Below are 13,281 nucleotides of genomic sequence, written 5' to 3'. Positions count from 1 at the left end.
TCCCGCCCGGGTCAGAGCCAGCTGCGCCTGCCGCCCACCTCTGCCAGCCAGTGGTTGAGGTAGCCGGTCCAGTCGGTCTGCTGGAAGTTCGCCAGGTCGACCTGGAAACAGCGGTAGGAGTCGCTGTGCTCAGAGAACAAGCCGGGCTTCTTGTCCATTTCCAGCACGACATCCATCGCCTGGCCATCCGCGACAAACGTCAGCTCGACCTCCTTGAGCCCTCGGTACTGCGGCGGAGCGTGGAACTCGATCTCCTGGTAGAAGGGGAGCTGCTGCCGCGTTCCACGCACCCGGCCCTCCTCTATGTCCGCGTTCTTGAACCGGAAGCCGAGAGCCCCGAAGGAGTCCAGCAGCGCCTGCTGGGCAGGCAGCGGGTGCACATTGATCGGATCGAGATCGCCGGAGTCGACGGCCCGGGCGATGTCGAGCTGTGTCGTCACACCAATGTGCGTACCGGTCAGGTGCTGGCCGAGGAACATGGTGACGGGTGTCTCCCACGGCACGCTGAGCCCGAAGGGCACCACATGCGTCGCCCCCGGCTGAAGCTCAAACTCGCCACCCAGCTGCTGGCGGTGAAACCCGATGTTCCGCAGTACCTCGCCGTCCTGGCTCTCCACCTCCACCTTCGCCTGCAAACCGACAGAGAGGCCCTGAATACGCTGAGCGACCGCACCCCCCTGAATCCGCACCTCCCCGTGCACGACCCCGCCCGGCAGCACATTGGGCTCGACCAGCAGTGTCTCGACCGAAGCTCCGCCGAACCCCACGCTCGCGAACAGTTTCTTGATGGCCATCTCGTCCTTTCCCGTCCCTCGGTACCCTCGGCGACATGATCGCTGGCCGTGACCGTACTGCCCTCCCGCGCACCTTCTTCGACCGCCCCGTCCTTGACGTAGCCCCAGAACTGCTCGGCCACATCCTGGTCCGTATGACACCCGACGGACCGATCGAGCTCCGGCTGACGGAGGTCGAGGCGTACGCGGGCGAGCGGGACCCCGGATCGCACGCCTTCCGTGGACCCACCAACCGCAACGCCGTCATGTTCGGCCCGCCCGGCCACGCCTATGTCTACTTCACCTACGGGATGTGGCACTGCCTCAACATCGTCTGCGAGACGGACGGGACGGCCAGCGGGGTCCTGCTCCGCGGCGGAGAGGTGCTGACCGGCAAGGAACTCGCGCGTAAGCGTCGCCCGAAGGCCCGCAGCGACAGCGAGCTGGCGAAGGGCCCGGCCCGGCTGGCCACCGCGCTCGGTGTCGACGGCCAGCTGAACGGCGCCGATGTATGCAGCGGCCAGGAGGAGGCCCCGCTCCGGCTCCTGACGAGCGCCGAGCCCGTGGGCGAACGGGTACGCAGCGGCCCCCGCACCGGGGTGGGCGGCGACGGCGCAACCCACCCGTGGCGCTTCTGGATCGACGGGGACCCCACGGTGAGCCCCTACCGGGCACACCAACCCCGTCGCCGTCGTACGGGACTTGACGCAGGGGCGAACGGCGCCTAACGTAGTCCGAGCCGCTTGAGCAGGAAGGGCATCCACAACGACCGCAAGGCCGAGTGGAAGCAGCCTGAAGCGGCCAACCACTACCTACGATTCCCAGACGGGGTCAGTTTTGGTGTGCCAAAAACTGACTTGAAAAGCTCGATTAGGAGCTCGCAGGGAAATCCGCTAAAGTAGTGGACACACGAAGGGAAGCGCCCGGAGGAAAGCCGGTAAAACGGGGATCCGAAGGAAGCGTCCGTTCCTTGAGAACTCAACAGCGTGCCAAAAGTCAACGCCAGATATGTTGATACCCCGTCCCCCGCATTGCTGGGGATGAGGTTCTTTTGAGAAAAATTTACAGCGAGGACGCTGTGCACCTCGGACTTATTCCGTCCGGTGGTGCCGCTCTCGTGAATTGAAGCATTCACGGAGAGTTTGATCCTGGCTCAGGACGAACGCTGGCGGCGTGCTTAACACATGCAAGTCGAACGATGAAGCCGCTTCGGTGGTGGATTAGTGGCGAACGGGTGAGTAACACGTGGGCAATCTGCCCTGCACTCTGGGACAAGCCCTGGAAACGGGGTCTAATACCGGATACGACACACTCAGGCATCTGATGTGTGTGGAAAGCTCCGGCGGTGCAGGATGAGCCCGCGGCCTATCAGCTTGTTGGTGGGGTGATGGCCTACCAAGGCGACGACGGGTAGCCGGCCTGAGAGGGCGACCGGCCACACTGGGACTGAGACACGGCCCAGACTCCTACGGGAGGCAGCAGTGGGGAATATTGCACAATGGGCGGAAGCCTGATGCAGCGACGCCGCGTGAGGGATGACGGCCTTCGGGTTGTAAACCTCTTTCAGCAGGGAAGAAGCTTTCGGGTGACGGTACCTGCAGAAGAAGCACCGGCTAACTACGTGCCAGCAGCCGCGGTAATACGTAGGGTGCGAGCGTTGTCCGGAATTATTGGGCGTAAAGAGCTCGTAGGCGGCTTGTCGCGTCGGATGTGAAAGCCCGGGGCTTAACCCCGGGTCTGCATTCGATACGGGCAGGCTAGAGTTCGGTAGGGGAGATCGGAATTCCTGGTGTAGCGGTGAAATGCGCAGATATCAGGAGGAACACCGGTGGCGAAGGCGGATCTCTGGGCCGATACTGACGCTGAGGAGCGAAAGCGTGGGGAGCGAACAGGATTAGATACCCTGGTAGTCCACGCCGTAAACGTTGGGAACTAGGTGTGGGCGACATTCCACGTCGTCCGTGCCGCAGCTAACGCATTAAGTTCCCCGCCTGGGGAGTACGGCCGCAAGGCTAAAACTCAAAGGAATTGACGGGGGCCCGCACAAGCGGCGGAGCATGTGGCTTAATTCGACGCAACGCGAAGAACCTTACCAAGGCTTGACATACACCGGAAAGCATCAGAGATGGTGCCCCCCTTTGGGTCGGTGTACAGGTGGTGCATGGCTGTCGTCAGCTCGTGTCGTGAGATGTTGGGTTAAGTCCCGCAACGAGCGCAACCCTTATTCTGTGTTGCCAGCACGCTCTTCGGGGTGGTGGGGACTCACAGGAGACTGCCGGGGTCAACTCGGAGGAAGGTGGGGACGACGTCAAGTCATCATGCCCCTTATGTCTTGGGCTGCACACGTGCTACAATGGCCGGTACAATGAGCTGCGATGCCGTGAGGTGGAGCGAATCTCAAAAAGCCGGTCTCAGTTCGGATTGGGGTCTGCAACTCGACCCCATGAAGTCGGAGTCGCTAGTAATCGCAGATCAGCATTGCTGCGGTGAATACGTTCCCGGGCCTTGTACACACCGCCCGTCACGTCACGAAAGTCGGTAACACCCGAAGCCGGTGGCCCAACCCCCTTGTGGGGAGGGAATCGTCGAAGGTGGGACTGGCGATTGGGACGAAGTCGTAACAAGGTAGCCGTACCGGAAGGTGCGGCTGGATCACCTCCTTTCTAAGGAGCACTTCTTACCCGGCTCCGGCTGGGTCAGAGGCCAGTACACCGGCGAGTGTCCGGTGCTGGTTGCTCATGGGTGGAACGTTGACTACTCGGCTGGCATCTTCATGGCCTTCTTCTAGTACTGCTCCTTGTGAGTGTGGAACGAGGCGGGTGTGAGGGCCGGTCGGGCACGCTGTTGGGTGTCTGAGGGTGCGGGCTTTGCTCGTTCCTTCGGTGCCGGTCCCAGTGAACTCGTCCTGTATGGGGTGGGGTGGTGGGTGGCTGGTCGTTGTTTGAGAACTGCACAGTGGACGCGAGCATCTGTGGCCAAGTTTTTAAGGGCGCACGGTGGATGCCTTGGCACCAGGAACCGATGAAGGACGTGGGAGGCCGCGATAGGCCCCGGGGAGCTGTCAACCGAGCTGTGATCCGGGGGTGTCCGAATGGGGAAACCCGGCAGTCGTCATGGGCTGTCACCCGTACCTGAACTCATAGGGTATGTGGAGGGAACGCGGGGAAGTGAAACATCTCAGTACCCGCAGGAAGAGAAAACAACCGTGATTCCGGGAGTAGTGGCGAGCGAAACTGGATGAGGCTAAACCGTATGTGTGTGATACCCGGCAGGGGTTGCGCATGCGGGGTTGTGGGATCGTACTTCAGTCGTCTGCCGGCGGCTGGGCAAGTAAGAAACCGTATGGATAGGCGAAGGGCATGCGAAAGGCCCGGCGTAGAGGGTAAGACCCCCGTAGCTGAAATCTGTACGGCTTGTTTGTGCGACACCCAAGTAGCATAGGGCCCGAGAAATCCTGTGTGAATCTGGCGGGACCACCCGTTAAGCCTAAATATTCCCTGGTGACCGATAGCGGATAGTACCGTGAGGGAATGGTGAAAAGTACCGCGGGAGCGGAGTGAAATAGTACCTGAAACCGTGTGCCTACAAGCCGTGGGAGCGTCGCGTTAAGTACTTGTGCTTAACGTCGTGACTGCGTGCCTTTTGAAGAATGAGCCTGCGAGTTTGCGGTATGTTGCGAGGTTAACCCGTGTGGGGGAGCCGTAGCGAAAGCGAGTCCTAAGAGGGCGTTTGAGTAGCATGCTCAAGACCCGAAGCGGAGTGATCTAGCCATGGGCAGGGTGAAGCGGCTGTAAGAGGTCGTGGAGGCCCGAACCCACCAGGGTTGAAAACCTGGGGGATGACCTGTGGTTAGGGGTGAAAGGCCAATCAAACTCCGTGATAGCTGGTTCTCCCCGAAATGCATTTAGGTGCAGCGTCGTGTGTTTCTTGCCGGAGGTAGAGCACTGGATAGGCGATGGGCCCTACCGGGTTACTGACCTTAGCCAAACTCCGAATGCCGGTAAGTGAGAGCGCGGCAGTGAGACTGTGGGGGATAAGCTCCATGGTCGAGAGGGAAACAGCCCAGAGCATCGACTAAGGCCCCTAAGCGTGTGCTAAGTGGGAAAGGATGTGGAGTCGCAGAGACAACCAGGAGGTTGGCTTAGAAGCAGCCATCCTTGAAAGAGTGCGTAATAGCTCACTGGTCAAGTGATTCCGCGCCGACAATGTAGCGGGGCTCAAGCACACCGCCGAAGTCGTGTCATTGCAGTACATACCTCTAACGGGGACTGTGATGGGTAGGGGAGCGTCGTGTGCCGGGTGAAGCAGCCGCGTAAGCGAGTTGTGGATGGTTCACGAGTGAGAATGCAGGCATGAGTAGCGATACATGCGTGAGAAACGTGTGCGCCGATTGACTAAGGGTTCCTGGGTCAAGCTGATCTGCCCAGGGTAAGTCGGGACCTAAGGCGAGGCCGACAGGCGTAGTCGATGGATAACCGGTTGATATTCCGGTACCCGCTTTGAAGCGCCCAACATCGAATCAAGCGATGCTAAGTCCGTGAAGCCGCCCTGGATCCTTCGGGTGAAGGGGAGTGGTGGAGCCGGCGAACCAGACTTGTAGTAGATGAGTGATGGGGTGACGCAGGAAGGTAGTCCAGCCCGGGCGGTGGTTGTCCCGGGGTAAGGGTGTAGCCCGAGAGATAGGTAAATCCGTCTCTCACGAGGGTGAGACCTGATGCCGAGCCGATTGTGGTGAAGTGGATGATCCTATGCTGTCGAGAAAAGCCTCTAGCGATGTTTCATGGCGGCCCGTACCCTAAACCGACTCAGGTGGTCAGGTAGAGAATACCGAGGCGTTCGGGTGAACTATGGTTAAGGAACTCGGCAAAATGCCCCCGTAACTTCGGGAGAAGGGGGGCCACACCTGGTGATGGACTTTACGTCTTGAGCTGGGGGTGGCCGCAGAGACCAGCGAGAAGCGACTGTTTACTAAAAACACAGGTCCGTGCGAAGCTGTAAGGCGATGTATACGGACTGACGCCTGCCCGGTGCTGGAACGTTAAGGGGACCGGTTAGTTCACTCTTCGGGGTGGGCGAGGCTGAGAACTTAAGCGCCAGTAAACGGCGGTGGTAACTATAACCATCCTAAGGTAGCGAAATTCCTTGTCGGGTAAGTTCCGACCTGCACGAATGGCGTAACGACTTCTTGACTGTCTCAACCATAGGCCCGGTGAAATTGCATTACGAGTAAAGATGCTCGTTTCGCGCAGCAGGACGGAAAGACCCCGGGACCTTTACTATAGCTTGATATTGGTGTTCGGTTCGGCTTGTGTAGGATAGGTGGGAGACTGTGAAGCCCGTACGCCAGTATGGGTGGAGTCGTTGTTGAAATACCACTCTGGTCGTGCTGGATGTCTAACCTGGGTCCGTGATCCGGATCAGGGACAGTGTCTGGTGGGTAGTTTAACTGGGGCGGTTGCCTCCTAAAGGGTAACGGAGGCGCCCAAAGGTTCCCTCAGCCTGGTTGGTAATCAGGTGTTGAGTGTAAGTGCACAAGGGAGCTTGACTGTGAGACTGACGGGTCGAGCAGGGACGAAAGTCGGGACTAGTGATCCGGCGGTGGCTTGTGGAAGCGCCGTCGCTCAACGGATAAAAGGTACCCCGGGGATAACAGGCTGATCTTCCCCAAGAGTCCATATCGACGGGATGGTTTGGCACCTCGATGTCGGCTCGTCGCATCCTGGGGCTGGAGTCGGTCCCAAGGGTTGGGCTGTTCGCCCATTAAAGCGGTACGCGAGCTGGGTTTAGAACGTCGTGAGACAGTTCGGTCCCTATCCGCTGTGCGCGTAGGAGTCTTGAGAAGGGCTGTCCCTAGTACGAGAGGACCGGGACGGACGGACCTCTGGTGTGCCAGTTGTTCTGCCAAGGGCATGGCTGGTTGGCTACGTTCGGAAAGGATAACCGCTGAAAGCATCTAAGCGGGAAGCCTGCTTCGAGATGAGGACTCCCTCCCCCATGAGGGGTTAAGGCTCCCAGTAGACGACTGGGTTGATAGGCCAGATATGGAAGACCGGTAACGGTTGGAGTTGACTGGTACTAATAGGCCGAGGGCTTGTCCGCAGTTGCTCGCGTCCACTGTGTAGTTCCCGGGTAACGAACAGCTATTCCGGTTGAGCTGGAACACATCAATTGAAGAGTGTGCTTGTTCGCTAGACCCAATAGGGTTTCGGTGGTCATGGCGAAGGGGAAACGCCCGGTTACATTTCGAACCCGGAAGCTAAGCCTTTCAGCGCCGATGGTACTGCATGGGGGACCGTGTGGGAGAGTAGGACGCCGCCGAACAATCTTTGAAGAGGACCGTTGGTCCCAGCGTTCATGCTGGGACCAACGGTCCTTTTTGTTTTCCTCACCCTTTCGAAGCGCACCAGACGAGCTGGTGCGCGAGAATGATTGTGTACACCCCAAGACAGGAGTCACGTCGATGTCCAACTCACCGGAGGAGCGGTCCGGTAGGCCGGAGCGGTCCGAGCGGCCGCAGCGGCAGGGTGGCGGTGACCGCGGTGGTTTTCGCCGAGGGGACCGGCGTGATGACCGGCGGGACGTCCGTCCAGACAGGGATGATCGTCCGTCGTTCCGTCGTGATGACCGGGATCGGCGCGATCGTGATGAGCGTCCTCGTGGTCCGCGTCGGGAGGATGACCGGGGCGGGTATCGGCGTGATGATCGGCGTGACGGTGATCGTGGTGGTGTGCGTGGGGATGATCGTGGGCCTCGGCGTGATGATGATCGTAGGGATTTCCGGCGGGATCGGGATGATCGGCCGCGTGGTCCGCGTCGGGAGGGTGATCGTCCGTCGTTCCGTCGTGATGACCGGGACCGGCGCGACCGTGATGAGCGTCCTCGTGGTCCGCGTCGGGAGGATGACCGGGGCGGGTATCGGCGTGATGATCGGCGTGACGGTGATCGTGGTGGTGTGCGTGGGGATGATCGTGGGCCTCGGCGTGATGATGATCGTAGGGATTTCCGGCGGGATCGGGATGATCGGCCGCGTGGTCCGCGTCGGGAGGGTGATCGTCCGTCGTTCCGTCGTGATGACCGGGACCGGCGCGACCGTGATGAGCGCCCCCGTGGCCCGCGTCGGGAAGACGACCGCGGCGGTCGCCGCCCGTATGGGCAGGGGCAGGGACGTGGCCGGGATGACCGGGGTGGTCCGCGTGGGCCGCGGCGTGAGGGATACCGGCGCGATGACCGTCAGCGCGACCGCAGCCCGGACCGGGAGCAGGTCAGGCGGTTGCCGATTCCCGAGGATGTGACCGGCGAGGAGATCGACAGGGATGTTCGACAGGAACTGATGAGCCTGCCGAAGACCCTTGCGGAGGATGTCGCCAAGAACCTGGTGATGGTGGCCAGGCTTCTGGACGAGGAACCGGAGCAGGCTTACGGCTATGCCAAGGTCGCCCTGCGGTTGGCGTCGCGGGTCCCGGCTGTCCGTGAGGCGGCGGGGTTCGCCGCCTACGGTGTGGAGAAGTACGCGGAAGCACTCGCGGAGTTCCGCGCGGCCCGGCGGATGACGGGTTCCCAGCATCTGTGGCCGGTGATGGCCGACTGTGAGCGTGGTCTGGGCCGTCCTGAGAAGGCCCTCGCCATGGCAGGTGAGCCAGCGGTACAGAAGCTCGACAAGGCCGGGCAGGTCGAGATGCGCCTCGTCGCCGCCGGTGCCCGGCGTGACATGGGGCAGGCCGATGCGGCGGTGGTGACGCTGCAGAGTCCGGAGCTGGCCTCGAGCTCCGTCCAGCCGTGGTCGGCACGGCTGCGTTACGCGTATGCGGACGCACTGCTGGAGGTCGGCCGCAAGGACGAGGCGCGGGACTGGTTCGCGAAAGCACTGGAGGCCGACCAGAGCGGATCGACCGATGCGTCGGATCGGCTGGCTGAGCTGGACGGGGTGGAGTTCGTGGACGCGTTCGACCCTGCGGCGGACGAGGAGACGCAGTGACGGCGTGACCGTCAGAGGGTTGCTCAGGCGCTGTCGTCGAGAGTCCGCAGGACCAGCCCGGAAGCCGGTTTCGGGCCAAAAGAGGTCGACTTGCGGGGCATGGTCACACCCTGGCGGGCCAGCTCCATAACCGTTTCTTCCGGGGTGGCACGCATCAGAACCGCGCTACCGCCCATCCGCTCGGCCTGAGCGACGGCTGATTCAGAGGAGTGGATATAGCTGATGTCGGACGGGTGGTCCGGGATCCGCCATATCTCGTCGAGCAGCACTGAGTGCAGCACCGTGGCGTCCAACTCCCGCCAGGCCGGAGGGCGGTCCGTACGGATCGTGCGGTCGAGGAGCTCCAGTGCCGGGCGGTCCAGCAGATGGAAGGAGTCCGGACCGCCGGAGAGCAGAAAGGCGTTGCCGGGTGTCGCCTCCAGCTCGGCCAGTGCCTGCGGCAGCGGGCCCTTGACCGTGCGGGACCGGAAGGCACCGCCCAGCCCGGCGAGGGCATCCGCGACCGGGAGCCGGGGGAGGACCCGGTGGATGGCGTGTACCCGCAGCGGATAGCGGAGGGTGTCGACGAGGAGCACCAGACCGTAGTCCCAGGGAGAGCGGTCGGCGTGCTCGGCGCGCAGCCGCAGATACGTCGCCCAGCGGTGATGGCCGTCGCCGATGAGGGCGTGCCGGTGGGCGAGGTCCGCATCGATCTCCTTGAGCTCGACCGGATCCGTGACCGACCAGACGCGATGCGAGAAACCGTCCTCGGTGGTGGTCGACAGCAACGGCGTGCCACGGACGGTACGTTCGATGACGGCGGTGGCGCCGGTCGCGGTGCCGTTGCCCCGGTAGGAGAGCAGCAGCGGCTCCAGATTGGCCGCCGTCTCCCGCATCAGGGCGGCGCGGTCCTCGACGACCTCGGGCATCACATCCTCATGGGGCAGCACAATGCCGTCCTCCGGCGGGGTCAGCCGCAGCGCGCCGATCAGACCTCGCTGCAGGACGTCACCCTTGTGCTGCTCGTAGACATAGAGGGCCGGCTGGGGATCGCGGGTGAGCACACCGGCGGACTCCCACTCGCGCAGGGTGTCGGCCGCCTGCCGGTGCCGGGCGGCCGGGTCAGCCGTCTGTGGCAGGATCAGCCGGACGATGTTGTACGGATCCGCGGTCTCCAGCTGAAGCACACCATCGGGCCGGACCACCACGTCGTACGGCGGTGAGGTTACGGCGGCAAGGCTGCTGACCCGCTCCGGGGCGTACCGAAGGCCACGGAAGGGGGCGAGTCGGAGACCGTCTGCATGCATCCATGAATGCTATGTCGCCCGGCGCTCTGGGGGAGGGGCGGGTGAGGGATGATCGGAAGCACGGGCGTGCAAGGTCCGGGTGAATGGCGTACCAGGCCCGGGAGAATGACGAGGAGCGGGACACCCATGCTGCGATCTTCCGAGCGGGCGCTGAGCGACGCGTATGACACGGCGCTGCTGGACCTGGACGGGGTCGTGTACGCGGGCGGTGAGGCGGTCGTGCATGCGGTGGAGTCGCTGGCGGCGGCCCGCAGCGGCGGGATGCGTCTGGCGTATGTGACCAACAACGCCGCGCGCACTCCGCAGACGGTGGCCGACCATCTGACCAGGCTCGGAGTTCAAGCCGAGCCCACGGACGTCATCACCTCCGCACAGGCTGTGGCAAGGCTGATCGCTGAGCAGGTGCCCGAAGGGGCGCGTGTGCTGTGCGCTGGCGGCGCGGGCCTGCGGGTCGCCCTGCGGGAGCGCGGGCTGACGGTGGTGGAGTCTGCGGACGATGACCCGGCGGCGGTGGTGCAGGGCTACGGCGGCCCTGAGCTGCCCTGGGGGCGGCTGGCCGAGGTGGCGATCGCGGTGGGCCGTGGGGTGCCGTGGTTCGCGTCCAACACCGACCTGACGATCCCGAGCGGCCGGGGCATCGCCCCGGGGAACGGGGCAGCCGTCGAGGTCGTGAGGATCGCCACTCGGTGGATGCGGGATGCGCCGGAGCCCCAGGTGGCCGGGAAACCTCAGCTGCCGATGCACCGGGAGACCATCCTGCGCACGGGCGCACAGCGGCCGTTGGTGATCGGGGACCGACTGGACACGGACATCGAGGGGGCGCACGAGGGGCGCGTTGATTCGCTCCTGGTGCTGACCGGGGTGACCGACGGGACACAGCTGCTTATGGCGCGCCCGGAGCACCGGCCGACCTATGTGGCGGCGGATCTGCGCGGGCTGCTGATATCGCACCCCAGAGTCGTGCCGGAAGGCGTGGACTGGCGCTGTGGCGGCTGGACCGCGCGGGCGGGCGCGGGTGCCCTCGGCCTGGATGGGGAGGGCGAGCCGCTGGATGGCCTGCGGGCACTGTGCGCGGCGGCCTGGACGGCGGCCGGTGACGGGGTGTGTGAGCTGGACCCGGGGAAGGCACTGGCACGGCTCGGGCTGTGACCGGCAGCAGCCCTGAGTCACGGCCGCCCTACGGCGGGCCGCCGTGTAGCGTCGTGGGTATGGACGAGGCGATTCCCAGTGGTGAGCCGGGTGAGCCGGAGGAGCTGAGCTCTCCGCGCGAGTGCACGGATCGCGAGTGCACGGATGAGGAGGGGACGCTCCCTCTCGGGGTGGGGGTCGTGCCCACCGGACACGCGGAGGTCGACGCACAGCTACGACGGCTGGAGGACGCCGACCACCTCGCCGTCTCGGGTCATCTGGAGGTGTACGAAGATGTGCACCGCGGTCTGCGCTCCACGCTGACCGCGCTCGACCAGCACAACCCCGGGAGCTGAACCACAGGTGGCCGGAACACGCACGCGCCGCAGTCGACTCGACGCGGAGCTGGTGCGCCGCAAACTGGCCCGCTCACGCGAGCACGCCAGCCAACTCATCGCCGCCGGCCGGGTCACCGTCGGCGGGACAGCCGCGACCAAGCCCGCCACCCAGGTGGAGACCAGTGCGGCGATCGTCGTCCGGGAGGACGAGAACGACCCGGACTATGTCTCCCGGGGCGGCCACAAGCTCGCGGGCGCCCTGGCTGCGTTCACCCCGCAGGGCCTGAAGGTCGAGGGGCGTCGGGCGCTGGACGCCGGAGCGTCGACGGGCGGCTTCACCGATGTGCTGCTGCGCGCCGGGGCCGCCGAGGTCGTCGCGGTCGATGTCGGCTACGGACAGCTCGCCTGGTCGCTGCAGAGCGATGAGCGGGTCACCATCAGGGACCGTACCAACGTACGAGAGTTGACGTTGGAGGAGATCGGTGGTCAGCCCGTGGACCTTGTCGTTGGAGATCTGTCTTTCATCCCACTGGGACTCGTGCTTCCCGCGCTCGTACGCTGCTGCGCTCCCGGCGCCGATCTGGTGCTGATGGTCAAGCCGCAGTTCGAGGTGGGCAAGGAGCGGCTGGGCAGCGGCGGTGTCGTACGGAGCGGGCAGCTGCGCGCTGAGGCGGTACGCACCGTCGCGGGCCAAGCCGCGCGGCTCGGCCTCGGCGTGCTCGGCGTGACCGCCAGTCCGCTGCCCGGACCGTCGGGTAACGTCGAGTATTTTCTGTGGTTGCGCGCCGGGGCGCCTGACCTCGACCCGGCGGAAGTCGACCGTGCCGTGGCGGAGGGCCCCCAGTGACGACCGAGATGAGCGACCGTACCGTCTTTCTGCTGGCCCACACCGGCCGCCCCGCCGCCATCCGCAGCGCGGAGCTGGTCGTTCAGGGGCTGCTGCGCAGTGGGATCCGGGTACGGGCGCTGGCCGAGGAGGCGTGCGATCTGCCGCTGCCCGACTCGGTGGAGGCCGTCGAGGCCAAGCCGGACGTCCTGGAGGGCTGTGAGCTGCTGGTCGTGCTCGGTGGGGACGGCACCCTGCTGCGTGGCGCGGAGTTCGCGCGGACCTCCGGGGTGCCGATGCTCGGCGTCAACCTGGGGCGGGTCGGCTTTCTCGCGGAGGCGGAGCGCGATGACCTCGACCGGGTCGTCGACCGGGTGGTGAGACGGGACTACGAGGTCGAGGAGCGGATGACCCTGGACATCCTGGTCCGTACCGACGGACGGGTTGTGTACAACGACTGGGCGCTGAACGAGGCTTCGGTCGAGAAGGCCGCGCGCGAGCGGATGCTGGAGGTTGTTATTGAGGTTGACGGCCGTCCGGTCTCCCGGTTCGGCGGTGACGGGGTCGTCTGTGCCACCCCGACCGGCTCAACGGCTTACGCCTTCTCGGCGGGCGGTCCGGTCGTCTGGCCGGAGGTCGAGGCGTTGCTGATGGTGCCGATCAGCGCGCACGCCCTCTTCGCCAAGCCGCTGGTCACCGCCCCCGACTCGGTGCTCGCTGTGGAGGTGCAGCCGGAGACCCCGCACGGGGTGCTGTGGTGTGATGGCCGGCGCACGGTGGAGTTGCCCGCGGGGGCCCGGGTGGAGGTGCGGCGCGGTGGGGTGCCGGTGCGGCTGGCCCGGCTGCACCATGCCCTCTTCACCGACCGTCTCGTGGCGAAGTTCGCCCTGCCGGTGGCAGGCTGGCGCGGCGCCCCGCATTGATTCCCGCTGCGGGCTGAGCACCGCTGCGGGTG

9 protein-coding genes and 3 rRNA genes are annotated in these 13,281 nt (G+C 64.4%); 10 read left to right on the top strand and 2 right to left on the bottom strand.

The window, feature by feature from the left end; translation table 11 throughout:
• Window positions 1–11 precede the first annotated feature (11 nt).
• The gene (locus test1122_RS02065; RefSeq protein WP_232267426.1) at window positions 12–794 is read right to left on the bottom strand and encodes a sporulation protein; all 783 of its coding nucleotides are present in this window, start codon (window positions 792–794) and stop codon (window positions 12–14) included.
• Window positions 795–829: 35 nt separating this feature from the next.
• Between test1122_RS02065 and test1122_RS02060 the strand changes: the two genes are divergently transcribed.
• From test1122_RS02060 to test1122_RS02035, 6 genes are all read left to right on the top strand, one after another.
• Entirely contained in the window at window positions 830–1,501 is a 672-nt protein-coding gene (locus test1122_RS02060) for a DNA-3-methyladenine glycosylase (RefSeq protein WP_232267425.1), read from the top strand.
• Between the two features lie 402 nt (window positions 1,502–1,903).
• Window positions 1,904–3,436 (top strand): 16S ribosomal RNA (locus test1122_RS02055).
• 310 nt (window positions 3,437–3,746) lie between these two features.
• A 23S ribosomal RNA gene (locus test1122_RS02050) occupies window positions 3,747–6,872 on the top strand.
• Between the two features lie 105 nt (window positions 6,873–6,977).
• Window positions 6,978–7,094: ribosomal RNA gene (gene rrf, locus test1122_RS02045) — 5S ribosomal RNA — on the top strand.
• The 16S, 23S and 5S rRNA genes sit together here, the layout of an rRNA operon.
• 209 nt (window positions 7,095–7,303) lie before the next feature.
• Window positions 7,304–8,065, top strand: a complete 762-nt coding sequence (locus tag test1122_RS02040; RefSeq protein ID WP_232267424.1) for a hypothetical protein — start codon at window positions 7,304–7,306, stop codon at window positions 8,063–8,065.
• Entirely contained in the window at window positions 8,044–8,748 is a 705-nt protein-coding gene (locus tag test1122_RS02035; protein WP_232267423.1) for a tetratricopeptide repeat protein, read from the top strand. The genes test1122_RS02040 and test1122_RS02035 overlap by 22 nt, the downstream gene beginning before the upstream one ends.
• Before the next feature lie 23 nt (window positions 8,749–8,771).
• Here the strand turns inward: test1122_RS02035 and test1122_RS02030 are convergent, their stop codons facing one another.
• Window positions 8,772–10,034: a DUF1015 family protein gene (locus tag test1122_RS02030; RefSeq protein WP_232267422.1), complete on the bottom strand. Its 1,263-nt coding sequence runs from the start codon at window positions 10,032–10,034 to the stop codon at window positions 8,772–8,774.
• Between the two features lie 126 nt (window positions 10,035–10,160).
• Here test1122_RS02030 and test1122_RS02025 point away from each other — a divergent pair, with 126 nt between their 5' ends.
• The 4 genes from test1122_RS02025 to test1122_RS02010 are packed head-to-tail and all read left to right on the top strand — an operon-like array spanning window position 10,161 to window position 13,249.
• The gene (locus test1122_RS02025) at window positions 10,161–11,183 is read left to right on the top strand and encodes an HAD hydrolase-like protein (protein ID WP_232267421.1); all 1,023 of its coding nucleotides are present in this window, start codon (window positions 10,161–10,163) and stop codon (window positions 11,181–11,183) included.
• A gap of 59 nt (window positions 11,184–11,242) precedes the next feature.
• Entirely contained in the window at window positions 11,243–11,518 is a 276-nt protein-coding gene (locus tag test1122_RS02020; protein ID WP_232267420.1) for a hypothetical protein, read from the top strand.
• A 7-nt stretch (window positions 11,519–11,525) separates the two neighbouring features.
• The gene (locus test1122_RS02015; RefSeq protein ID WP_232267419.1) at window positions 11,526–12,347 is read left to right on the top strand and encodes a TlyA family RNA methyltransferase; all 822 of its coding nucleotides are present in this window, start codon (window positions 11,526–11,528) and stop codon (window positions 12,345–12,347) included.
• A gap of 8 nt (window positions 12,348–12,355) precedes the next feature.
• A complete protein-coding gene (locus tag test1122_RS02010; RefSeq protein WP_232271715.1) occupies window positions 12,356–13,249 on the top strand; it encodes an NAD kinase in 894 nt (297 codons plus the stop codon).
• Window positions 13,250–13,281: the final 32 nt, after the last annotated feature.

Source organism: Streptomyces gobiensis (genome assembly GCF_021216675.1).
Lineage (GTDB): Bacteria > Actinomycetota > Actinomycetes > Streptomycetales > Streptomycetaceae > Streptomyces > Streptomyces gobiensis.
Note: the sequence above shows the minus strand (reverse complement) of the source record. Positions and strands in the feature narration are given on the sequence as shown.

What these genes read in the sequence shown, in the direction of transcription:
- test1122_RS02020 (WP_232267420.1), top strand. Translation starts at nt 11,243, where the DNA reads ATGGACGAGGCGATTCCCAGTGGTGAGCCGGGTGAGCCGGAGGAGCTG.
- test1122_RS02030 (WP_232267422.1), bottom strand. Translation starts at nt 10,034, where the DNA reads ATGCATGCAGACGGTCTCCGACTCGCCCCCTTCCGTGGCCTTCGGTAC.
- test1122_RS02065 (WP_232267426.1), bottom strand. Translation starts at nt 794, where the DNA reads ATGGCCATCAAGAAACTGTTCGCGAGCGTGGGGTTCGGCGGAGCTTCG.
- test1122_RS02010 (WP_232271715.1), top strand. Translation starts at nt 12,356, where the DNA reads ATGAGCGACCGTACCGTCTTTCTGCTGGCCCACACCGGCCGCCCCGCC.
- test1122_RS02060 (WP_232267425.1), top strand. Translation starts at nt 830, where the DNA reads ATGATCGCTGGCCGTGACCGTACTGCCCTCCCGCGCACCTTCTTCGAC.
- test1122_RS02025 (WP_232267421.1), top strand. Translation starts at nt 10,161, where the DNA reads ATGCTGCGATCTTCCGAGCGGGCGCTGAGCGACGCGTATGACACGGCG.